Consider the following 20966-nt stretch of genomic DNA (forward strand, 5'->3'; position numbering starts at 1 on the left):
CCCTGGGCGATACGGCCCCATTGTAGGGAAGGCTTCTTGTCTTTGCCGCGTTACGATTCACCCCGATGAACCACGAAGAACTCGAACTGCCACCGCTGGCCCCCGACGACATCCACATCTGGCGCTGCCGCTGGGCCGGGGGTGCCGGGGAGCGCGCCTTTGCCGGGATTCTCCAGCGCTATGCCGGCGCCGAGGACGCGGCCATCGTCCGGGGCGAGCACGGCAAGCCGCATTTCGCGCCGCCGCACGACACACTGGGCTTCAACTGGTCGCATAGCGGCGACGTGGCCTTGCTGGCCCTCGGCCGTGGTGGCGCAGGCTTCGAGGTGGGCGTGGACGTCGAGACAGTGCGGCCGCGGGCGCGCGCACTGGAACTGTCACAGAGGTTCTTCGCGCCCGATGAGACGGCTTGCCTGCGGGCGCTTCCCGAGAGTGCGCGCCTGGAGGGCTTCCTCACCTTGTGGACGGCGAAGGAGGCCGTGCTCAAGGCGCACGGCGGCGGGCTATCGTATGGCCTGCATCGGGTCTCATTCACGCTGGACGATGAAGGCGCCTTGCCCGCCACCTTCGACGGAGACGTGGGCCGCGCAGGGGAGTGGCAGGTACACCGTCTCTCGCTGAACGACGGACTGGTGGCTGCCGTCGCCTGGCGCGGCGAAGCACGCACGCTCCGCGTCTTCACATTTCCGCTTTGAACCTTTTCCCGGCGAGCCGTGTCTGATTACCTGTGTGTGTGAGTGTGACCGTGGAGTGCGCCACAGGGACGTGGCGAGTTATGCTGGGATGACAGTCATTACGCACGCTGCGCTTGGCGGCGTGCGATTTTTTTATGGACCGTCGATGACCCTCCTCAGCGTCAACCTCAACAAGATCGCCGTCCTGCGCAATTCCCGGGGTGGCGACGAACCCGATATCGCCACCGCCGCCAATTGCTGCATCGATGCCGGGTGCGGCGGTCTCACGGTGCACCCCCGTCCCGACATGCGTCACGTCACGCCCAACGACGTGCGCACCTTGGCCGGCCTGCTGCGCGGGCGGGTGGAATACAACATCGAGGGCAATCCGTTCGCGGGGCCGCGTGGCGCCTATCCGGGCCTGCTGGAGTTGGCTAGGGAAGTGCGCCCCACGCAGGTGACGCTCGTGCCGGACGGCGATGGGCAGATCACTTCCGATCACGGTTTCGACCTCACCAAGGACATCGAGACGCTGAAGCCGGTGGTTGCGGCGTTTCGCGAACTGGGTTGCCGCGTCAGCGTGTTCGTCGACGCCGGCGGCAATGGATTCGAAGCGGCGAAGGCCATCGGTATCCAGCGTATCGAACTCTATACAGGACCTTATGCGAAGGCCTTCCACGACGGCGACGCGCGCGCGGAACTGGCCGCCTTCGCCGATACCGCACGGCGGGCGCAACAGGCAGGCCTTGCGGTGAACGCGGGCCACGACCTGAGCCAGGCGAACCTCGGCACGTTCAAGGCCGCCATTCCGGGTTTGGCCGAGGTGTCGATCGGGCATGCGTTGATTAGCGAGGCGCTTTATCAGGGCCTCGGCAACACGGTGCGTGCTTACCTCGACATCCTGAAGTAGTGCCGAATAGCACTCTGTGGGAGCCGCTTCAGCGGCGATCCCGCGGCAGCGGGCAGGCTTGTCGCGAGCACCCATCGCCGCTGAAGCGGCTCCCACACAGATCACAAGAACACAAAAAAACCCCGCCGTGAGGCGGGGTTTCTCGTCTTACCGGACAAACCGATCGGTTATTGCGCGTTGACGAAACCGATCTTGGTCAGGCCCTGGCCCTTAGCGTCGGAAAGCACGCGTGCCACGACCTCGTACTGAACCGCGTCATCCGCGTCGATCTGCAGTTCCGGCTGGTTCGACTGCTGGGCGATCACCGCGATCTGGGCGCGCAGGCCCAGTTCGTCGACCGGTGTGTCGTTCCAATACAGCGAGCCATCCTGGCGGATCTGCAGCCGGACGGGATCCGGCGGATTCTCTGGGTTGACGATGTTCGGGTTCGGCTGCGGCAGATCGATCTTGATCTTATGCGACAGCATCGGAGCCGTGATCATGAAGATGATCAGGAGCACCAGCATCACGTCGACGAGCGGCGTGACGTTGATGTCCGACATCGGGCCACCGGAGTTGCCTGAGCTGAATGCCATGTTCGTTACTCCCCCGCCTTGCCAGTCGACATGAAGCCGACGTGGACCATACCGGCTTCCTTGGCATCGCCAAGGATCTTCTTCACCACGCGATATTCGGTGGTGCGGTCGGCACGGATCTGGAGTTCCGGCTGCGGCGACTTCGCCGCCGCAACCGCGAACTGGGCCTTCAGTTCAGCCTCAGTGACTTCGCCGTCATTGAGGAAGTACGTACCGTCCGGCTTGACCGCGAGATCCATCGGTTCGACCGGGGTGTCATCCTTAACGTTCGGATTAGCCTTCGGCAGATCGATCTGGACCTTGTGGGACATCAGCGGCGCCGTGATCATGAAGATGATCAGCAGAACCAGCATCACGTCGACCAGCGGCGTGACGTTGATTTCCGACATCGGACCACCGGAGTTGCCCCCGCTGCTCATAGCCATGGGTCAGTTCCTCTTACTTCTTGACGACGGCAGCCGGAGCGGTGCCTTCGACGCGGGCGCCGGTGGCGAAGAAGTCGTGCAGGTCGTGCGCGAATTCGTCGAACTGGGCGTAGGTGAGGCGGTTCGAGCGCATGAAGAAGTTGTACGCAAGCACGGCCGGAATAGCGGTGAACAGACCGAACGCGGTCATGATCAGCGCCTCACCGACGGGGCCGGCCACCTTGTCCATCGACGCGGAACCCGAAGCGGCGATACCGATCAGCGCGTGGTAGATACCCCACACCGTACCGAGAAGACCGATGAACGGGGCCGACGAACCGACCGTGGCGAGCAGGGTCAGGCCGCCTTCCAGACGCAGGCTCTCGCGAGCGACGGCCTGGCGCAGGGCGCGGTCGATGAATTCCGAACGCGACAGCGTCTCGGCGAGACGACCGCCAGCAGCCTGCTGGTGGTGAGCCACGGCCGAAGCGGCATCGAGAGCGATCTTCGAGAACGGTTCGCCCTTCGGCTGCTCTTCGAGCATACGAATGGCTTCCTGCGTCGACGAGGTGTTCCAGAAGCCCTGGATGACCTTGTCGGCGCGAGCACGCACCATGCTGTTACGGATGAAGTTGGCGACGATGAAGTACCACGAGAGCACGGACATCGCGACCAGCACCACGAACACAATCCAACCGAGGAAGTCGAAGTTGTGGATCAGGTGATCGAAGCCCATCTGCTTGAGGGCGTCGGCATTGGAGTTTTGACCTGGATTAGCAGGCTGAGCGGAGGTGTCTTGCAACATAACGCTACCCTTGGGAAGTCAAGCGTGAACAGAGATGTAAGTAAGTGTGAGGACTAACTTACAGCTGGTTTAGGTTGAACGTAACGGGGACACGTGCATAGCCTTCGACGGCCTGACCGCCTCGCTTGCCCGGGTTGAATCGCCAGTTCCTTGCCGCATCCTGCGCTGCCTTGTCCAGTTCGCGGAAACCGCTCGACTGGTCGACCTTGATGTCCTTCGGCGAACCGTCGACACCCACGAGGACCAGAAGTACCACCGTACCTTCATGCCGCTGACGGATCGCCTGCGGCGGATACCTTGGCGGATTACGCTGACGGTACGACAGATTCTCGCTAGGCGCGATGTCGGCCGGCGGAGCTGGCGGCGCGGGAGGCGCCGGCGGCGGGGCCGGAACGGCATTCGTGCTCGCCTCTTCAACGGCCGGCGGCGGCGGGGCCGGCGGCGGCGGTGTCGGCGGCGGCTTCACCTGCTGGATGATTTTCGGCGGCGGCTGCTTAGGGGGTTCCGGCGGCGGCGGCGGGGGAGGCGGGGGAGGCGGCGGCGGTTCGATGAAGTCGACCTGCACCACCTTCTCTTTCTGCTTTTCCTGCGTCTTGGGCGGCGCCATGGGCGCGACCAGCAGCAGGAAGGCGAACGAGTGCAGCGCGATGGCTACTGCCAACGCACTTGTGCGCCCCCAACTGAACGGCGCTTGGCCGGTTGATTCGTTACTTGAGGCCATCAGTCACTATCAAGAGCTAATCAAGCGGAAGTGAGCCCGCACTGCTCGTCCGGCGTCGACGGCTTGACAATGCCGAAAACGCAGGTTTCTGCAAGCGGAAAGATATGCAAGTTACACCAGCATATGGCGTTTGTATAGCACCTGAAGGGCGGATTTATATCGATTCATATCCCCCCCTTCCGGGTCTTTACAACCGCTTACTTGCCGGTACCTGCGGTTTTCAACCAGGCGTTGGCCTTGGCAGACGTTTCAGGGTCCTGGGCCGCGAGCTTCATGTCCGCGATGGCACCCTGCTTGTTCTTCTGACCACGCTTGGCTTCCGCACGCAGCATGTAGGCCTGGCCCTTATGCTGCACACCCTTGCTGATGGCATCCGTCGCCGACTTTTCAGCGGCGGCGTACTGGTTTTCCTGGAGCTGCACCCGCGCGACCTTCAGGGCCGGCTCGCCGTTGGTGGCGACCTTCGCGGCTTCCTGGTAGGCGGCGAGTGCGTTCTTCATGTCGTCGCCGGTGACGTAGGAGTCGCCGAGCAGGTTGTAGTTCTCACCCGTCTTCTGCACCACGCCCTTGTCGAAGCCTTCCTTCAGCACCGCGGCGGCCTTGCCGGCATTCGCCACCTGACGCTCGGAGTGATCCTGGCCGTCGATGAGGTACACCTTCGCAAGGTTCACGTACTGCTTCTCGTCCTTGAAGGCGCCGGCGCTGCGCGCCTTTTCGAGGAGCTGGATGGCTTCCGGATACTTCTGCGCCTGGATGAGCGACGAGGCGGCATTGTTGAGGGCCGTGGCGTCGTTCGGGTTCTTCTGCAGCGCTTCGGTCGCGAGCGCGGCGGCCTTGTCGCCCTGGCCCGTCTCGGCATAGCTGGCGGCGAGGATCTGGTCCCACGAGCCCTGCGGCTTCGCGTCCGGCATGGACTTGGCCTTGGTGATCGCGGCAATCGCTTCCGGATACTTCTCGAGGCGATAGTCGATGTTGCCCTCGAGGCCGTAGGAGTCGGCGGTTTCCTTCTTGCCCTCGTTGCGCCATTCCTGCAGCGACTGCAGCGCGGGAGCGTACTGTTCGTCGGCCACGAGGAACTGCGTGTACATGTACTTCAGCTGGAAGTAGGTGTCGTTCGGCATCACACCGATGTCGAGGGCCTGCTTCAGCGTGGCGATGGCGCCCTTAACGTCGCCGTCGTTGTACTTCATGTTGGCGATGCCCTGGAGGGCCAGCGCCTGGGCGTACTTGCTGCTCGTGCCCGAGCCGTCGGCCAACGGCTGCAGGAGTTGCATGGCCTTGTCCTTCTCGCCGTTGTTCGCAGCGTCCAGACCTTCGTTCAGGGCCTTCTGGTCTTTTTCGCTCTTGAGGTCGAGCTTGGGTTCCGTACGGGTTGCGTTCGGGTACAGCGCTTCTTTCTTGTCCTGGGACTTGGTGTCGCGAGCGACAGCCGCGCCGCTGACGAGGGAAAGCGCGATGGCCGTGGCGAGCGCGAACTTGCTGAGGGAACCCTGTTTCATTGAATGACCTCGGTTGTAGGAGTCACCGCACAAGGCAGCTCTCCGGGGGACTACAGAGGTTAACCCGATTCGATTCCTAAGAACAAGTCGCAGTGCAAGAAAAAAGAGGAGTCAAAACAATGACTTGTTAGGAGAATGTTGGCGCTTACCGATTTGTAGGTAAAAGGTTGCCTTGAAAACGCCATTTTTATCCACCTGGCGCGGAACTGTGACGGAGCGCATAAAAAACGCCCGGTCGCTGTCCGACCGGGCGTTTAGGCTGCCGCGCGCTGTTTTAAGGGCTGATCAGATGTCCAGATTGGCAACCTTCAGCGCGTTCGATTCGATGAAGTCGCGACGCGGCTCCACGGCCTCGCCCATCAGCATCGAGAACATCTGATCGGCGGCCACGGCGTCTTCGATGCCTACCTGCAACATGCGCCGGGTTTCGGGATTCACCGTGGTTTCCCACAGCTGCTCCGGATTCATTTCGCCCAAGCCCTTGAAGCGCTGGATGGTGCGGCCCTTCTTGGCTTCGTCGAGCAGCCAGTTGCGCACGTCGGCGAACGAGAGCACACCGCGCGAGGCATTGCCGCGGCGAACCACGGCACCCGGCTGCAGGCCCAGCTGCGAGAGCTGCTGCGCGATCGCCTGGATGGCGCGGAACTCGGTGCCGGCGAAGAACGCCTGCGGCATGACCCAGGTGTGGCTCAGGCCATGCTGCATGCGCTCCACTTCGATCGCAGCGCCCTGCTCGTTCAGTGCCGGACGGAAACGCAGCGCATAGGTGGGCTTACCCAAACCGCTGGCACTGAGGCGCGTGGCGATGCCGTCGAGCCAGGCCTGCATGCGGGCGGCATCCGTCCAGTGGCCCTCGTCCAGCGGTGCATGTTCGATCATGGCAGTGAGCGTCACCACGTCGAAGCGATGGCTGAGCCGCTGGATCTGGTCGAGCGCCACCTGGTAATCGCGAAGTAGCTTCTCGAGCGCCACGCCGTCGATGGCCGGTGCACCCTCTTCCGGCGCGAGCGAGGCGTTGTCCACGGCGCTGGCGATGAGGTACTCGTTCAGGACGCTGTCGTCCTTGATGTACATCTCCTGCTTGCCCTGCTTCACCTTGTACAGCGGCGGCAGGCCGATGTAGACATGGCCGCGCTCGATGAGCTCCGGCATCTGGCGGTAGAAGAAAGTGAGCAGCAGCGTGCGGATGTGCGAACCGTCCACGTCCGCGTCGGTCATGATGATGATGCGGTGGTAGCGCAGCTTGTCCGGGTTGTACTCCTCCTTGCCGATACCCGTGCCCAGCGCGGTGATCAGCGTGCCGACTTCGGCGGAGGAAATCATCTTGTCGAAGCGGGCCTTCTCCACGTTGAGGATCTTGCCCTTCAACGGCAGCACAGCCTGCGTGCGGCGGTTGCGGCCCTGCTTAGCGGAACCGCCGGCGGAATCACCCTCCACCAGGAACAGTTCGGAAAGCGCCGGATCCTTTTCCTGGCAGTCGGCGAGCTTGCCCGGCAGGCCGGCAATGTCCAGCGCGCCCTTGCGGCGGGTCATCTCGCGCGCCTTGCGGGCAGCCTCGCGGGCACGGGCGGCGTCCACCGCCTTGGAGGCGATGGCCTTGCTCTCGGCCGGGTGCTCGAGCAGGAACTCGGCGAGCTTGTCGTTCACGACCTGCTCGACCGCCGTCTTCACCTCGCTGGAAACCAGCTTGTCCTTGGTCTGCGAGGAGAACTTCGGGTCCGGCACCTTCACCGAGAGGACCGCGATCAGCCCTTCGCGCATGTCGTCGCCGGAGAGGCCCACCTTGGCGTTCTTGGCCAGGCCTTCCTTCTCGATGTAGTTCTGCAGCGTGCGCGTGAGCGCCGCGCGGAAGCCCGTGAGGTGGGTACCGCCGTCGCGCTGCGGTATGTTGTTGGTGAAGCAGAACATCGTTTCCTGGTACGCGTCCGTCCACTGCATCGCCACTTCGACGGTGATGCCCTCGGAGAACGAGCTGAAACTGATCACGTTGGGATGCAGCGCCGTCTTCAGCTGCGCCAGGTGCTGCACGAACGACTTGATGCCGCCCTCGTAGGCGAAGATGTCCTTACGGTCATTCCGCTCGTCCACCAGTTCGATGGTGACACCCGAGTTCAGGAAGGCCAGCTCGCGCAGGCGCTTCGCCAGGATGTCGTAGTGGAACTCGATGTTGTTGGTGAAGGTGGCCGGGCTGGGCAGGAAGCGCACGAGGGTGCCGCGGCGATTGGCGTCTGCGACGGCCTCGATGGGGGCCAGGGGCTCGCCGTGGGCGTATTGCTGCCGGTATTCCTTGCCGTCACGCCAGATCGTGAGCCACAGCTTCTCGCTGAGCGCGTTCACGACCGAGACGCCCACGCCGTGGAGGCCGCCGGAAACCTTGTAGGAGTTCGCGTCGAACTTGCCGCCGGCGTGGAGCACGGTCATCACCACCTCGGCGGTGGACTTGCCCTCTTCCGGGTGCATGTCCACCGGAATGCCTCGGCCGTTGTCGTCGACGCCGACCGAACCGTCCTGGTGGATGGTGACCTTGACGTAGTCGCAGTAGCCGGCCAGAGCTTCGTCGATGGCGTTGTCCACCACCTCGAACACCATGTGGTGGAGGCCGGTGCCGTCGTCGGTATCGCCGATATACATGCCGGGGCGCTTACGGACAGCATCGAGCCCTTTCAGGACCTTGATGCTGCCAGAGTCGTAGGCGGTCGAATTCGTCGTCGGATCGAGAGGTTCGTTCATGCGATACCCAGTGATGGGGCCCCGACGCAGCGTAGATGGGCGGCAGGGCAATCCATAAATTATAGCAAATTTGGGGGGTGGCTCTTTGGAGTGGCCGGGATGGGACGTCCGTCGCTTCGTGTTCCACGTGGAACAGTCGGGGGCGGCCATGTGGGTGCGTCGGGCTGTGGAAGGGGCCTTGTACAACCCAAGTGACTGGTCGCTAGCGCGGCGGCCGCTAGCCCCGCTTGCCGTCTTCTGTCCCTAGCTTGCCCCAACCGTTCCATGTTCCACGTGGAACAACGCAATGGGCTGCCCAGCAAGAGCCGACGGCAGTTCCGTGCCCGTTACGAACACCTGCGCGTCGCGCCCGAGAAGTTGCCCCACTACCCACTCTTGATGGGTGCGATCGAGCTCGGATGCAAGGTCGTCGAGGCAGACGACCGGCCACTCACCACGCAGTTCCGCGTGCAGCGAAGCCTGCCCCAGCAGGCAAGCCAGTGCACAGAGCTTTTCCTGCCCCCTGGAAAGGTGTTCGCGTAGCGGCGCATGCTCGAATGCGACGGAGAAGTCGGCCCGGTGGGGTCCGACGGTCGTGTGTCCCCGAGCAAGATCCCTCTGCCTGCGTTCGACCAGCGTGGTTGAGAGATCGGAGGTTTCGTCCCAACCGGGGCGGTATCTGAGTGAAAAGGCGCCCAGCTCCGGCAGTACATTCCCCATGAAGCCCTGGATATGGGGAATCACCCTGGAAAGGTAATCGCGCCGGTAAGCCGTGATCGCCTCCCCGGCAGCTGCTAACTCCGTCTCCCAGGGTTCCAAAAGCGAGGGGTCCGGGTAGCCTCCCTGGCGTAACAGCGAGTTTCGCTGCTTCAGGGCGCGCTGATAGCGCCGCCACTGGCCTACGAAACCATGTTCCACGTGGAACATGCCCCAATCGAGATAGCGCCGCCGCTCGTCGGACGAGCCAGCGATCAAGTCGTGCGACCCGGGCTCGAAGCAGACCACCGCGCATTCCTGCACCAGGGCACCCAGGGAGGCCGCGGGGTCTCCGTCCACCCTCGCCTGCCACCGTCCGCCCTCACGGCCGAGCCCCAGACGGCGGAGGCTCCCGTCAGCCTTCCTCACCTCGGCATAGACGGCGAGCGAGGCTGCGCCACGTTTCAACAGCACATCGCGCGAGCCTGCCCGGAACGAGCGGCCATGGGAGAGCAGGTAGGCAGCCTCCAGGATGCTGGTTTTCCCCGCGCCGTTGGGGCCGACGAACACGTTGATCCCGCCAGCGGGCGTCACGGCCACCCCTTCAAGGCAACGTAATCCAGAGATCCGGAGCGACTCGAACTTCATCAGGGGACCCTAGCCCATCCGGCGACGGGCGCCGAAAAACATTGTGGGAAGCGCTCTGGCGGGCGAAGAGGCTTGCGGCAATGCCCTTCGCGCACCAGCGCGCTTCCCACGGTTTGTTTCGCCACGACCTTTCGGCCGTATGAATCAGAGACGGAGCGGCATCACCACGTGGCGGGCCTCGTCATTGCCCTCTTCCTGCAGCAGGCAACTGGATTGCGCGTCACGAAGATTGATGCGCACCTTCTCGCCACGCAGGGCACCCAGGGCGTCGAGCAGGTAACCCACGTTGAAACCCACGGCCAGGTCGTCGACGACAGTCTCCGCCTCCACCTCTTCCTGGGCCTCTTCCTGCTCAGGGTTGTGCGCGACGATCTTGATGCGGCCCGGGGTCAGCTCCAGCTTCACGCCGCGGTATTTCTCGTTCGAGAGGATGGCCGCGCGCTGCAGGGCGCTGCGCAGCACATCGCGTTCGATCGTGGCCGTCTTGTCGGCACCGAGCGGAATCACGGCCTCGTAGTCCGGGAAACGGCCGTCGATGAGCTTGGAGGTGAACACCACACCACCCCGGCGTACACGCAAATGGTTGCGGCCGAATTCCAGTTCGACGGAGCCCTCGCCCGATTCGAACAGGCCAATCAGTTCGTTCACGCCCTTGCGCGGAATGATGATCTGGCGGCGTGCCGACACGGAGCTTTCGAGCTTCGTTTCCTTGAGCGCAAGACGATGGCCGTCGGTGGCCACGCAGCGAAGCGTGTGCTCCTGCAGATCCAGCAGCATGCCGTTCAAGTAATAGCGCACGTCCTGGTTCGCCATGGCGAAGGCGGTGCGGTCCATGAGATCGCGCAGCACCTCTTCCGGGAGCGTGACGCGCTCGACCAGTTCGATCTCGTCGACGGTCGGAAATTCGCTGGACGGGAGCGTGGCCAGCGTGAAGCGGCTACGCCCGGCATTCAACGCAATGCGCTCGCCGTTCAATTTGATGTCGATCTTCGCGCCGTCGGGCAACGCACGAACGATGTCGAAGAGCTTTCGGGCGGGAATGGTGATCTCGCCTTCCTGCACGCCATCGGCCGCCGTGGTAGCGATCATCTCCACTTCGAGATCGGTACCGGTGAAGGACACCTCGCTACCGGAGGCGCGAACCAGCAGGTTGGCCAGCACGGGCAGCGTCTGGCGGCGTTCCACGACGCCCACCACCTGCTGCAGGGGTTTGAGCAGTACTTCCCTCTGGATGCTGAATTGCATGCGTCCCCTACTCCTGCTTTTAAGTTTTTAAGATTTTATTGGTGGTAGTTGTTGGGCCGGTGGATATCTTGAAAAGCCAGAAAACCATTTAAGATTCAAAAACTTGATTCAAGATATCGACTGGCTCCAACACGCGGTTTCGTGTGGGTGCCTTGTGGATAACTTTGGGCGTCGAAACCGTCCTCCGTCCATCCACCTATTATCCACAGCTTCTCAGCCCGTCAATATACGTATGAGCTGCTCCCAGTCCTGGCGCATGCGTACATCTTTCTCGCAGAAACCGCGGATCGTGCGGCAGGCGTGCAGCACCGTCGTGTGGTCACGACCGCCGAACGCCTCTCCGATTTCAGGGAGGCTGTGCTCGGTCAGTTCCTTGGACAGGGCCATGGCCACCTGCCGGGGACGCGCCAGCGAGCGCACACGGCGCTTCGAGAGCAGGTCGGACAGGCGCACCTGGTAGTAATCGGCCACGGTCTTCTGGATGTTCGGCACCGTGACGGCCTGCGCGTGCGTGTTGAGCAGGTCGCGCAGGGTTTCTTCGGCGAAGTCGGTGGTGATCGGCTTGCGATAGAAGTTGGCGCGGGCCGCCAGCGTGTTCAGCGCGCCCTCGAGGTCGCGCACGTTGCTGCGGATGCGCTTGGCCAGCAACATCGCCACGTCCTCGGACACTTCCATGCCCTTCTCCGCCGCCTTGGAAAGCAGGATGGCGGCGCGCGTCTCGAAATCGGGCGGCTCGATGGCTACCGACAGCCCCCAGCCCAGACGCGATTTCAGGCGCGGCTCGAGCTTGTCCAGTTCCTTGGGATAGCGGTCGCAGGTGAGGATGATCTGCTGCTTCGCCTCGAACAGCGCATTGAAGGTATGGAAGAACTCCTCCTGCGTCGTGTCCTTGCCGGCGAAGAACTGGATGTCGTCGATAAGCAGCGCGTCCACGGAACGGAAGCGGCGCTTGAAGTCGTCCATGTTCTTCTGCTGCAGCGCCTTCACCATGCCGCTGACGAACTGCTCCGAACGAAGATAGAGCACCTTCGCGCCCGGATTGTTCTGCATGAGCATGTTGCCGGCGGCATGCATGAGGTGGGTCTTGCCGAGGCCGGTGCCCCCATAGAGCAGCAGCGGGTTGTACGCGCGCCCCGGGTTCATGGCCACCTGCATGGCTGCGGCTTTGCCCAGCTGGTTCGACTTGCCTTCGACGAAGGTTTCGAACGTGTAGTGCGGGTCGAGGTTGTGCACGTGCGGCGGCTCGTGCGCCGGCTCCGCCACGCGCGGCGCCGCCTGGGACGGCGTGGGTGCGATGGACGACGCCGGACGGCCGGGCATCGCGCGGGTGCCGGACGAGCCGACCTCCAGGCGAACGGGCAGGGCGCGACCACTCAGGTGTTCGACGATCGACTGGATCTTGCCCAGGTACTGCTCGCGCACGGTGTCCAGCGAATAGGGATTCGGCGCGTAGAGGAACAGCCCGTGCCCGTCCTCCCTGGCTTGCAGCGGCATCAGCCAGGTATGGACGTCCTCGGACGTCAACTCGCCTTCAAGACGCTCGAGACAGCGCCTCCAGAGATCACTCATCAGGTATTCTTGCCACAGCTTAGGGCGCGTGCGCGCGGGGTGGACGACGAAGTCTACCAGTGTTCCGCCCCCACCTCGGGCTCCGGCCATCGCAAGGCCGGCATGTCGTCCTTCGCCCAAGCGGTTGACAGTCCTACGGAATGTCACGCATACTCTCAGGCCTTTTTCCATCTTCATCCGGATGTAGCGCCATGAAGCGTACTTTCCAGCCCAGCAAGCTCAAGCGTGCCCGCACGCACGGCTTCCGCGCCCGCATGGCCACCGCCGACGGCCGCAAGATCCTCAACGCCCGTCGTGCGAAGGGTCGCAAGCGCCTGATCCCGTAAGCGGCTCGCCTGTCGTGCGCGCCGCCGCCTTGCCGCGCGATGCGCGGCTACGCCGCGCCGCCGACTTCGCTGCATTGCGAACAGTCAGCGGTCGCCTCGGCGGCCGCTGTTTTCTTTTGCGCTTCGGAAACAACGATGCCGGCACCGCCCGGCTCGGCCTGGCCATCTCCAAGCGCTGTTCCAAGCGCGCGGTGGATCGCAACCGGATCAAGCGCCTTGCCCGTGAGGCCTTTCGTCGCGCGCGTCCCGCGCTGCCGCCGGTCGACATCCTTGTCATGGCCCGCGACAGCGCCGTCGGCGAGCCGGGCACGGTCCTGCTGGCCGAGCTCGATGGTCTGTTCCGCCGTATCCGGCCGTTGAAGCGCGAGGGTGCCGACGGCACAATCGTGCGTTGACCTCACCGTTTTCCCGCCTTTCCCGGCCAGCAGGCCGTGACTCCCTTCGGATCTGGCCTAAGCAATGAATCAAACGCGCACGCTCCTCTTCTTCGCGCTCATGTTCGTGGCGTACCTGCTGTGGACGGAATGGGAGAAGGACTACGGCCCGCAACCGGTCGCACCGACGCCCGCCGCGCAGACCGATGCGGCCGCCGGCGCCGGCAAGGCGAACGCCGACAACAGCGTCCCGGGTTCCACCGCTCCGGCCGCCGTGCCGAACGAGACGGCAGCGCCGGCCGACGGCAAGGGAGAACTGGTCACGCTGTCGAACGACGTGCTGCGCCTGACGATCGACACCCGCGGCGGCAGCATCGTGCGTTCCGAACTGCTGGCCTACCCGCGCGACCCGGTGACGAAGAAGGATCCGAATCCGCCGCCGGCCCGCCTACTCAACGACGACCCCGCGCATTTCTTCGCGGCCCAGAACGGCCTCGTCAGCAGCACCGGAGCCGCGCCCGATCATCGCGCCCTCTTCCATACCGACCAGACCAACGTCACGCTGGCCGATGGCCAGAAGACGGCCAGCATCGACCTCACCTGGACCGACCCGTCCGGCGTGAAGGTGGTGAAGCGCTACACGCTCAACCGCACCAACTATGTGGTGGACCTCGATCAGCGCATCGAGAACGGCTCGGCCGCCGCCTGGACGGGCAATGCGTACCAGCAGCTGCAACGCGTGCCCGCACCCAAGGCCAGCTGGCTCAAGGCCTACACCGATCCGGAGCAGCACAGCTTCTTCGGTGCCGCGTGGTACAGCCCCGACAACAAGTTCGAGTCGCTGCATTTCGACGACTTCGCGAAGAAGCCGCTCAATCGCCAGATCACCGGCGGCTGGATCAGCATGCTGCAGCACTACTTCTTCGTCGCCTGGATTCCGCCGGCCGACCAGGGCGTGACGTACAGCAGCAACATCGTCGATCCCAACTCCGCCACCCCGCGTTATCTCGTGCGCGCCTTCGGCCCCGCCATCCAGGTGGCGCCCGGCCAGAGTGCCGATAGCGTCGCGCGCCTGTATGTTGGTCCCAAGCTGCAGGGCACGCTCGACGTCATCGCGCCGGGCCTCGAACTCACCAGCAATTACGGTTGGCTGACGATCATCGCCCAGCCCCTGCACTGGCTGCTGTCGAAGCTGCACGCCATCAGCGGCAACTGGGGCGTGGCCATCATCCTGCTCGTGCTGCTCATCAAGGCCGCGCTGTTCAAGCTCACCGATGCGCAGTTCCGTTCCGGCGCGCGCATGCGCAAGCTGCAGCCGCGTGTCGCCGCGCTCAAAGAGCGTTACGGCGACGACCGCATGAAGATGCAGCAGGCGATGATGGAGCTGTACAAGAAGGAAAAGGTGAATCCGATGGCGGGCTGCCTGCCCATCCTCATCACCTTCCCCATCTTCATCGGCCTGCTGCGCGTCCTCTCCGAATCCATCGAGCTGCGCCAGGCGCCGTTCTTCGGCTGGATCCACGACCTGTCGGCGCCCGATCCGCTCTATGTGCTGCCGGTGCTCTACTTCCTGGTCACGCTGCTCACGCAGCGCATGATGCCCACCGCGGGCATGGATCCCACCCAGGCCAAGATGATGAAGGTGATGCCGTTGATCTTCGGCGTGTTCTTCGCCTTCTTCCCGGCCGGCCTCGTGCTCTACTGGACGGTGAACGGCGCCACCAGCCTGCTCCAGCAGTGGTGGATCAACCGTAGCGTCGACAAGGCCGACCTCAAGGCCAAGACGGCATGATCTTCCGGACGGCGCGTCGCAAGGCGCGCCGTCCGGCCATCGAAGGCAACGCATGAACCACGGCGACGACACCATCGCAGCCATCGCCACCGGCGCGGGCGCGGCGGGTGTCGGCGCCGTTCGCGTGTCTGGGCCACGGGTGCCGGAGATCGCGCGCGCGATGCTCGGTCGCGAACCGCTTCCGCGTCATGCGCACTTCGCCGCGTTTCGCGACGGTAACGGCGAGCTGATCGACCGCGGCATCCTGCTCTACTTCCCTGCGCCGGCGTCCTACACCGGCGAGCACGTGCTCGAACTGCAAGGCCACGGCAGCGCGGTGTTGCTGGATGCCCTGCTTCGCCGCGTCGTTGCACTTGGCGCCCGCCTCGCCCGTCCTGGCGAATTCACCGAGCGCGCGTTTCTCAACGGCAAGCTGGATCTCGCCCAGGCGGAAGCGGTGGCCGACGTGGTCGCCGCCACCTCCGAAGCCGGTGCGCGTGCCGCGCTGCGTTCCATGGAAGGCGTGTTCTCCGCGCGCGTGGAATCGCTGCTTGCCGAACTGATCGGATTGCGCGTGCACATCGAAGCCGCCATCGATTTCCCCGAAGAGGAAATCGACTTCCTCGCCGATCCCGTCATCGGCGAGAAGCTTGCCGCGCTACGCGCGCACCTGGATGCGTTACTTGTGGAAACGCGCCGTGGCGTGCGTTTGAACGACGGCATCGCCGTGGCGATCGTTGGCCGTCCGAATGCCGGCAAGTCCAGCCTTCTGAATGCACTGGCGGGGCAGGAACGCGCCATCGTCACCGACATACCCGGTACCACGCGCGACGTGCTGCGCGAATCCGTCACCATCGACGGCGCCACTCTCGAACTGGCGGATACCGCCGGGTTGCGCGAGTCGGAAGACATCGTGGAACGCGAAGGCATCCGCCGCGCACGCGCGCAACTCGAACGCTGCGATGTTGCCCTTCTGGTTACCGATGTGGACCACGTCGACAGCGATCTCGCGTTCTTCGACGGCACGCCGGCACACGCCACGCGCATCGTGGCGATCAATAAGATCGACCTTGCCAACAAAGTCGCGCATCGCGAGACACGCGGAAATCACGAGACGCTGTGGCTCTCGGCGCGCACCGGCGAAGGCCTCGATGCGCTTCGCGCACTGCTTCGTGACCTAGCCACCGCTGGCGCAGGCGAAGGTGCCTTCAGCGCGCGACGACGCCACGTAGTGGCGCTCGAAGTCGTGCGCGATCATCTGGCTAGGACGGCGGATGCACTGCACGACAGCCATGCGGGTGAACTGGCTGCCGAAGAACTGCGCCAGGCGCAGCAGGCGTTGGGGGAGATCACGGGCACCTATTCGTCCGACGATCTGCTGGGTGCGATCTTCAGTTCGTTCTGTATCGGAAAGTGACGTTCGTCAGCACGACTCGGCCGCCATGTCCCGCTCGCGGCTATCCGCAGTAACCGACATCGCCCAGATAAACAGGCCGCACAGCGCGAGCGCACTCCCCACCCAGCCCGGTGACGTCCAGCCATAACCGTGCGCGATGGCCAGCCCGCCGAGAAACGGCCCGAGCGCATTCGCCGTGTTGAACGCCGAATGGTTCAGCGCGGCGGCAAGACCCTGCGCGTCGCCGGCCACGTCCATCAGCCTCGTCTGCAGCACGGTAGCCAGTGCACCGCCGACGCCGATGAGGAAAACGTTCAAGCCCAGCGTCCACACGTTGCCGGCGGTGAACGGCACGGCCGCCAGCATCGCCATGCTCCATACCAGCAGCACGCCGGCCGTGCGCATGAGCGCGCGATCAGCAAACGCAGGCACGATCATGTTGCCTGCGGTGAGGCCGATGCCGAAGACGCCGATGACCCATGGCACCGCGCTGAGCGGCATGTGCGTTACCGAGAGCAGGATGTCGGCGAGATAGGTGTACACCGCGAAGAGGCCGCCGAAACCGATGGCACCGATGCCGAGCGTGAGCCACACCTGCGGGCGCTTCAATGCACCGAGTTCGCGTAACGGGCTCGCGTCTGCATCGGCGGGTACTTCGGGCGCGAACGCCGCGACGGCGGACATCGTGGCGATACCAAGCAGTGCCACCAGCGCGAAGGCCCAGCGCCAGCCCACCGCCTGTCCGAGCCAGCTTGCGAGAGGAACGCCGACCACAGTGGCGATGGTGAGGCCGAGGAACATCTGGCCTATCGCCCGCGTGCGACGGTTCGCCGGCACCAGCGACGAAGCGACCAAGGCGGCGACGCCGAAATACGCGCCGTGCGGCAGTCCGGCCAGGAAGCGGAAGACCAGCATCCAGTGGTAGCTCGGCGACAGGCCCGTGAGACCATTGAACACCGTGAACATCGCCATGAGCATGAGCAACAACCGGCGGCGCGGCACACGCGCACCCAGCACCGTCATGATCGGCGCACCGACGACCACGCCCAGCGCGTACGCGCTGATGACATGGCCGGCGGTGGGGGCATCGATGCCGAGGCCCTGTGCGAACAGGGGCAGCATGCTCATGGAAGCGAATTCGGTGGTGCCGATGGCGAAGCCGCCGACGGCCAGCGCCAGGATCACCAGGCCGACGTGGGGAGCGCGAACGGGCGGCGTGCCCGGCTGGGAGACGGGAGCGTTGGAGGTCATGGGTTGCTCGGGGATGTGGGGCGCGACGCTGTGATGCGTCGCAGCATCGACCTAGCATACGCCCGGATGGCCTATGCGGCCAGCTTGCCCACTGCCGCGGGATCGCCGCCATGGCGGCTCCTACAGCGGCCTGCTAGAGCTCTTCGCGCACAAATTCGATGAAGGCCCGCAGCGCCGAGGTGATCCGGCGCTGGCGAGGGTAATAGAGCATGAAACCTGGGTAGGGTGGGCACCAGTCCTCGAGTACCTTCACCAGTCTGCCTTCCGCCACGAGCTCGGTCACTTGGTCGTCGAGCACGAGGGTGAAGCCGATGCCTGCAACAGCGGCATCGAGCGCGAGGCGCAGGTCGCCGAAGGTGACGCGGCCGCGGACGTCCAGTTCCAGCTTCTTCGGTCCCTGCTCGAACTCCCACTTGTAGAGTCGACCGCTGGGAAAGCGGAAGCGGATGCAGTCGTGCTGGAACAGATCGTTCGGGTGCTCTGGAACACCGTGCCGCGCGATGTAATCGGGCGATGCCACGCACGCGCCGCGCTGCTGGCCGCCCATCGGCACGGCGATCATGTCCTCCGGCACCTGCTCGTGGAAGCGGATACCGGCGTCGAAACCGAGGGCCACGATATCGATGAGTCCGTCGTTATCGACAGCCTCGAAGTGGATGTCGGGGTACAACGCGAGGAAACGCGGCAGCAGGCCCGGCAGCAGCAGCTGTGCGGTGACTCGCGGCATGTTGATCCGCAGCGTCCCGGCCGGGGTGGCGCGGAAATTGTTCATTTCCTCCAGTGCCTCGCCCACGTCCGCCAGTGCCGGTTCGAGACGTTCCAGCAGGCGCTGTCCGGCTTCGGTCAGCGAGACGCTGCGCGTGGTGCGATGGAACAGCACCACGCCGAGCCGCTCTTCCAGGCTGCGGATGGCATAGCTGATGGCCGAGGTGGTCAGGGTCAGCTCGGCACCCGCCTTGCGGAAGCTCGCATGGCGGGCCACGGCGGCGAAGGCGGCAAGGTGGGAGAGGTTGTCGGGGCGCATGATTATCAAGGATAACTCAACGATTCATCGAGAAATCCCCGTTGGCGCAAGAGATTGTTGAGCCATTATCGTGAGCGGCCTCAAGCCACCCACGATAAGGATGACTCCCATGTTCGAAGTTCGCGGATTCGCCGCTCCCCAGGCCAACGCGCCCCTCGCTCCCTTCAAGGTGCCGCGCCGCGACGTGGGCCCGAACGACGTCCACATCGAAATTCTCTACAGCGGTGTCTGCCATTCCGACCTGCACCAGGCGCGGGACGACTGGGGTCCGGGCATCTTCCCCATGGTGCCGGGTCACGAGATCGTCGGCCGGGTGAAGGCCGTCGGTGCCGGCGTCACCAAGTTCAAGGTGGGCGATTACGCCGGCGTGGGTTGCATGGTGGATTCCTGCCGCGAGTGTGAGTCGTGCAAGCGCGACCTCGAGCAGTACTGCCTCACTCATACCAGCTTCACCTACAACGGCACCGAGCAGGATAAGACCACGCCCACCTATGGCGGCTACTCCACCGACATCGTGGTGCAGGAGCGCTTCGCCGTGAAGATCTCCGAGAAGCTCGACCTCAAGGCCACGGCACCGCTGCTGTGCGCCGGCATCACCACCTATTCGCCGCTGCGCCATTGGAACGTCGGCCCGGGGCAGAAGGTGGGCGTCGTCGGTCTCGGCGGCCTCGGCCACATGGGCGTGAAGTTTGCGAAGGCGATGGGCGCGCACGTCACCATGATCACCACCTCGGCCGCGAAGGGCGACGACGCGAAGCGCCTGGGCGCGGACGCGGTGCTGCTCTCCACCGATGCCGAAGCGATGAAGGCCGCGGCGTCGAGCTTCGACTTCCTGCTCAACACCATTCCCGTGTCGCATGACCTCAACCCGTACATCAACCTGCTGCGGCTCGACGGCACGATGGTGCTGGTGGGCGTGCTCACCCCGATCGACGGCATGATCGGTGGCGCCCTCATGCTTCCCCGCCGCACCATCGCGGGTTCGGCCATCGGCGGCATGGCGGAAACCCAGGAAATGATGGATTTCTGCGCGGAGCACGGTATCGTCTCCGACATCGAGGTGGTGGACATGGCCTCGATCAATGAAACCTACAAGCGCCTGGTGAAGAACGACGTGCGCTACCGCTTCGTGATCGACATGGCGACGATGCCCGCTTGAGGTGCATCGTCCGCAGCATAGGCGTCGGCGCCGCACTTGTCGGCGCCTTCGTCGTTTTTGCCGCCGTCTCGGCGTGGCCGAACATCGGCACACACCCGGACGGAGCGCACCTGTCGCGCTATGCCTCGTCACCGGAATGGCATGGCGACCGCTTCGACAACCCGTTGCCGATGTACAGCAACATCAAGGGCGGCATCTTCCAGATCCTCGAGTCGAAACCCGGCGAGGAACCCGACCGACCGGTACCGACGGTCGATTCCTCGGCGGCGTACGCCCGTCCGCCGGAAAGCGGGCTTCGTGTCACCTGGTTCGGCCATTCGTCGATGTTGCTGGAGATCGATGGCACCAACCTCGTCGTCGATCCGTTCTGGAGCGAGCGAGCCTCGCCTTTTCCGTGGCTAGGCCCAAAGCGCTGGTACGAACCGCCGGTGCCGATCGATCACCTGCCGCGCATCGATGCCGTGCTCGTGTCGCACGACCATTACGACCACCTCGATCGCGCGTCGATCCAGGCATTGAACGTACGCGGTGTCCGCTTCATCGTGCCGCTGGGCGTGGGTGCGCATCTCATCGGATGGGGCGTGCCCGAAGAACGCATCACCGAGCTGGACTGGTGGCAGGAAGCGAAGGTAGGCAACGTGCGCGTGGCCTCCACGCCGTCGCGTCATGCGTCGGGACGCCTGTCGCCGCGCAGCAACCAGACGCTATGGACCGGCTACGCGATCGTCGGTCCTGCCCATCGCGCGTTCTACTCGGGCGACACGGGCCTCAACGATACGTTTTCCGATGTCGGAAACCGATTCGGACCCTTCGATGTCACGATGATCGAATCCGGTCAGTACGATCCGCAATGGCCCGACTGGCATCTCGGCCCGGAACAGGCCATGCGCGTGCACGAAGAAGTTCGCGGTCGCGTGCTCATTCCCGTGCACTGGGGGCTGATCAAACTGGCGCATCACCCGTGGACGGAGCCCGCGGAGCGCATCCTCGCGGCCGCGCGATGCAGCCATGCCGAGGTCCTTGTGCCCGAGCCGGGACAGGCCGTGGAACCCACGACACATCCTTCGATCGCACGGTGGTGGCCGTCGCAACACTGGTTCACCGACAGCGAGCACCCCATCGTGGCATCGCTGCGTGGCGATCCCGCCCACACGTTCGCGACGCCTTCGTGTCCGCAGCCGGAACGGACTACGACGTCGGCATGACGAGA

19 protein-coding genes are annotated in these 20966 nt (G+C 64.3%); 8 read left to right on the forward strand and 11 right to left on the reverse strand.

Annotation, left to right across the window (positions count from 1 at the left end; all coding sequences use genetic code 11):
• Positions 1 to 65 precede the first annotated feature (65 nt).
• Together FHS47_RS14830 and FHS47_RS14835 are read left to right on the forward strand one after the other, a co-directional pair.
• Complete coding sequence (locus tag FHS47_RS14830) at positions 66 to 695, forward strand: 4'-phosphopantetheinyl transferase superfamily protein (protein ID WP_167029493.1); 630 nt, start codon at positions 66 to 68, stop codon at positions 693 to 695.
• A gap of 145 nt (positions 696 to 840) precedes the next feature.
• A complete protein-coding gene (locus FHS47_RS14835) occupies positions 841 to 1584 on the forward strand; it encodes a pyridoxine 5'-phosphate synthase (RefSeq protein ID WP_167029496.1) in 744 nt (247 codons plus the stop codon).
• A gap of 167 nt (positions 1585 to 1751) precedes the next feature.
• Here FHS47_RS14835 and FHS47_RS14840 read toward each other — a convergent pair whose 3' ends face one another.
• The 9 genes from FHS47_RS14840 to dnaA all read right to left on the reverse strand — a co-directional run bounded on the left by FHS47_RS14840 (position 1752) and on the right by dnaA (position 12455).
• Positions 1752 to 2159 (reverse strand): biopolymer transporter ExbD, encoded by a 408-nt coding sequence (locus FHS47_RS14840; protein ID WP_072323403.1) that lies wholly within the window; start codon positions 2157 to 2159, stop codon positions 1752 to 1754.
• A 5-nt stretch (positions 2160 to 2164) separates the two neighbouring features.
• A complete protein-coding gene (locus FHS47_RS14845; protein ID WP_167029499.1) occupies positions 2165 to 2584 on the reverse strand; it encodes a biopolymer transporter ExbD in 420 nt (139 codons plus the stop codon).
• 13 nt (positions 2585 to 2597) lie between these two features.
• A complete protein-coding gene (locus tag FHS47_RS14850; RefSeq protein WP_167029502.1) occupies positions 2598 to 3368 on the reverse strand; it encodes a MotA/TolQ/ExbB proton channel family protein in 771 nt (256 codons plus the stop codon).
• Positions 3369 to 3426: 58 nt separating this feature from the next.
• Complete coding sequence (locus tag FHS47_RS14855; RefSeq protein ID WP_166700194.1) at positions 3427 to 4089, reverse strand: energy transducer TonB; 663 nt, start codon at positions 4087 to 4089, stop codon at positions 3427 to 3429.
• Positions 4090 to 4286: 197 nt separating this feature from the next.
• On the reverse strand, positions 4287 to 5588 hold the full coding sequence (locus tag FHS47_RS14860; protein WP_167029505.1) for a tetratricopeptide repeat protein: 1302 nt from the start codon (positions 5586 to 5588) through the stop codon (positions 4287 to 4289).
• Between the two features lie 285 nt (positions 5589 to 5873).
• Positions 5874 to 8318: a DNA topoisomerase (ATP-hydrolyzing) subunit B gene (gyrB, locus tag FHS47_RS14865; RefSeq protein ID WP_167029508.1), complete on the reverse strand. Its 2445-nt coding sequence runs from the start codon at positions 8316 to 8318 to the stop codon at positions 5874 to 5876.
• Positions 8319 to 8561: 243 nt separating this feature from the next.
• The gene (gene recF / locus FHS47_RS14870) at positions 8562 to 9641 is read right to left on the reverse strand and encodes a DNA replication/repair protein RecF (RefSeq protein WP_167029512.1); all 1080 of its coding nucleotides are present in this window, start codon (positions 9639 to 9641) and stop codon (positions 8562 to 8564) included.
• Positions 9642 to 9785: 144 nt separating this feature from the next.
• Positions 9786 to 10886 (reverse strand): DNA polymerase III subunit beta, encoded by a 1101-nt coding sequence (dnaN, locus tag FHS47_RS14875; protein WP_167029515.1) that lies wholly within the window; start codon positions 10884 to 10886, stop codon positions 9786 to 9788.
• Between the two features lie 213 nt (positions 10887 to 11099).
• Positions 11100 to 12455: a chromosomal replication initiator protein DnaA gene (gene dnaA, locus FHS47_RS14880; RefSeq protein ID WP_167029518.1), complete on the reverse strand. Its 1356-nt coding sequence runs from the start codon at positions 12453 to 12455 to the stop codon at positions 11100 to 11102.
• 191 nt (positions 12456 to 12646) lie between these two features.
• Here dnaA and rpmH point away from each other — a divergent pair, with 191 nt between their 5' ends.
• The 4 genes from rpmH (at position 12647) to mnmE (ending at position 16343) form a co-directional block, all read left to right on the forward strand.
• Positions 12647 to 12781, forward strand: coding sequence for a 50S ribosomal protein L34 (gene rpmH, locus FHS47_RS14885; protein WP_008211413.1), 135 nt, complete (start codon positions 12647 to 12649; stop codon positions 12779 to 12781).
• 14 nt (positions 12782 to 12795) lie between these two features.
• Positions 12796 to 13176, forward strand: coding sequence for a ribonuclease P protein component (rnpA, locus tag FHS47_RS14890; RefSeq protein WP_167029521.1), 381 nt, complete (start codon positions 12796 to 12798; stop codon positions 13174 to 13176).
• A gap of 64 nt (positions 13177 to 13240) precedes the next feature.
• Complete coding sequence (gene yidC / locus FHS47_RS14895) at positions 13241 to 14947, forward strand: membrane protein insertase YidC (RefSeq protein WP_167029524.1); 1707 nt, start codon at positions 13241 to 13243, stop codon at positions 14945 to 14947.
• A gap of 52 nt (positions 14948 to 14999) precedes the next feature.
• Positions 15000 to 16343: a tRNA uridine-5-carboxymethylaminomethyl(34) synthesis GTPase MnmE gene (gene mnmE / locus FHS47_RS14900; RefSeq protein WP_167029527.1), complete on the forward strand. Its 1344-nt coding sequence runs from the start codon at positions 15000 to 15002 to the stop codon at positions 16341 to 16343.
• A 6-nt stretch (positions 16344 to 16349) separates the two neighbouring features.
• On the opposite strand, the gene FHS47_RS14905 is transcribed toward mnmE, so the two are convergent.
• Both FHS47_RS14905 and FHS47_RS14910 read right to left on the reverse strand, forming a co-directional pair.
• Entirely contained in the window at positions 16350 to 17573 is a 1224-nt protein-coding gene (locus FHS47_RS14905; RefSeq protein WP_167029530.1) for an MFS transporter, read from the reverse strand.
• Positions 17574 to 17706: 133 nt separating this feature from the next.
• Positions 17707 to 18597: a LysR family transcriptional regulator gene (locus FHS47_RS14910; protein WP_167029533.1), complete on the reverse strand. Its 891-nt coding sequence runs from the start codon at positions 18595 to 18597 to the stop codon at positions 17707 to 17709.
• 109 nt (positions 18598 to 18706) lie between these two features.
• Between FHS47_RS14910 and FHS47_RS14915 the strand changes: the two genes are divergently transcribed.
• Together FHS47_RS14915 and FHS47_RS14920 are read left to right on the forward strand one after the other, a co-directional pair.
• Complete coding sequence (locus tag FHS47_RS14915; RefSeq protein WP_167029536.1) at positions 18707 to 19756, forward strand: NAD(P)-dependent alcohol dehydrogenase; 1050 nt, start codon at positions 18707 to 18709, stop codon at positions 19754 to 19756.
• Positions 19753 to 20961, forward strand: a complete 1209-nt coding sequence (locus tag FHS47_RS14920) for an MBL fold metallo-hydrolase (RefSeq protein WP_208382040.1) — start codon at positions 19753 to 19755, stop codon at positions 20959 to 20961. The genes FHS47_RS14915 and FHS47_RS14920 overlap by 4 nt, the downstream gene beginning before the upstream one ends.
• Positions 20962 to 20966: the final 5 nt, after the last annotated feature.

The organism is Luteibacter sp. SG786 (genome assembly GCF_011759605.1).
Classification (GTDB): domain Bacteria; phylum Pseudomonadota; class Gammaproteobacteria; order Xanthomonadales; family Rhodanobacteraceae; genus Luteibacter.

Coding starts and splice junctions, on each gene's coding strand:
- FHS47_RS14830 (WP_167029493.1), top strand. CDS start 66: ATGAACCACGAAGAACTCGAACTGCCACCGCTGGCCCCCGACGACATC.
- FHS47_RS14835 (WP_167029496.1), top strand. CDS start 841: ATGACCCTCCTCAGCGTCAACCTCAACAAGATCGCCGTCCTGCGCAAT.
- FHS47_RS14840 (WP_072323403.1), bottom strand. CDS start 2,159: ATGGCATTCAGCTCAGGCAACTCCGGTGGCCCGATGTCGGACATCAAC.
- FHS47_RS14845 (WP_167029499.1), bottom strand. CDS start 2,584: ATGGCTATGAGCAGCGGGGGCAACTCCGGTGGTCCGATGTCGGAAATC.
- FHS47_RS14850 (WP_167029502.1), bottom strand. CDS start 3,368: ATGTTGCAAGACACCTCCGCTCAGCCTGCTAATCCAGGTCAAAACTCC.
- FHS47_RS14855 (WP_166700194.1), bottom strand. CDS start 4,089: ATGGCCTCAAGTAACGAATCAACCGGCCAAGCGCCGTTCAGTTGGGGG.
- FHS47_RS14860 (WP_167029505.1), bottom strand. CDS start 5,588: ATGAAACAGGGTTCCCTCAGCAAGTTCGCGCTCGCCACGGCCATCGCG.
- gyrB (WP_167029508.1), bottom strand. CDS start 8,318: ATGAACGAACCTCTCGATCCGACGACGAATTCGACCGCCTACGACTCT.
- recF (WP_167029512.1), bottom strand. CDS start 9,641: ATGAAGTTCGAGTCGCTCCGGATCTCTGGATTACGTTGCCTTGAAGGG.
- dnaN (WP_167029515.1), bottom strand. CDS start 10,886: ATGCAATTCAGCATCCAGAGGGAAGTACTGCTCAAACCCCTGCAGCAG.
- dnaA (WP_167029518.1), bottom strand. CDS start 12,455: ATGAGTGATCTCTGGAGGCGCTGTCTCGAGCGTCTTGAAGGCGAGTTG.
- rpmH (WP_008211413.1), top strand. CDS start 12,647: ATGAAGCGTACTTTCCAGCCCAGCAAGCTCAAGCGTGCCCGCACGCAC.
- yidC (WP_167029524.1), top strand. CDS start 13,241: ATGAATCAAACGCGCACGCTCCTCTTCTTCGCGCTCATGTTCGTGGCG.
- mnmE (WP_167029527.1), top strand. CDS start 15,000: ATGAACCACGGCGACGACACCATCGCAGCCATCGCCACCGGCGCGGGC.
- FHS47_RS14905 (WP_167029530.1), bottom strand. CDS start 17,573: ATGACCTCCAACGCTCCCGTCTCCCAGCCGGGCACGCCGCCCGTTCGC.
- FHS47_RS14910 (WP_167029533.1), bottom strand. CDS start 18,597: ATGCGCCCCGACAACCTCTCCCACCTTGCCGCCTTCGCCGCCGTGGCC.
- FHS47_RS14915 (WP_167029536.1), top strand. CDS start 18,707: ATGTTCGAAGTTCGCGGATTCGCCGCTCCCCAGGCCAACGCGCCCCTC.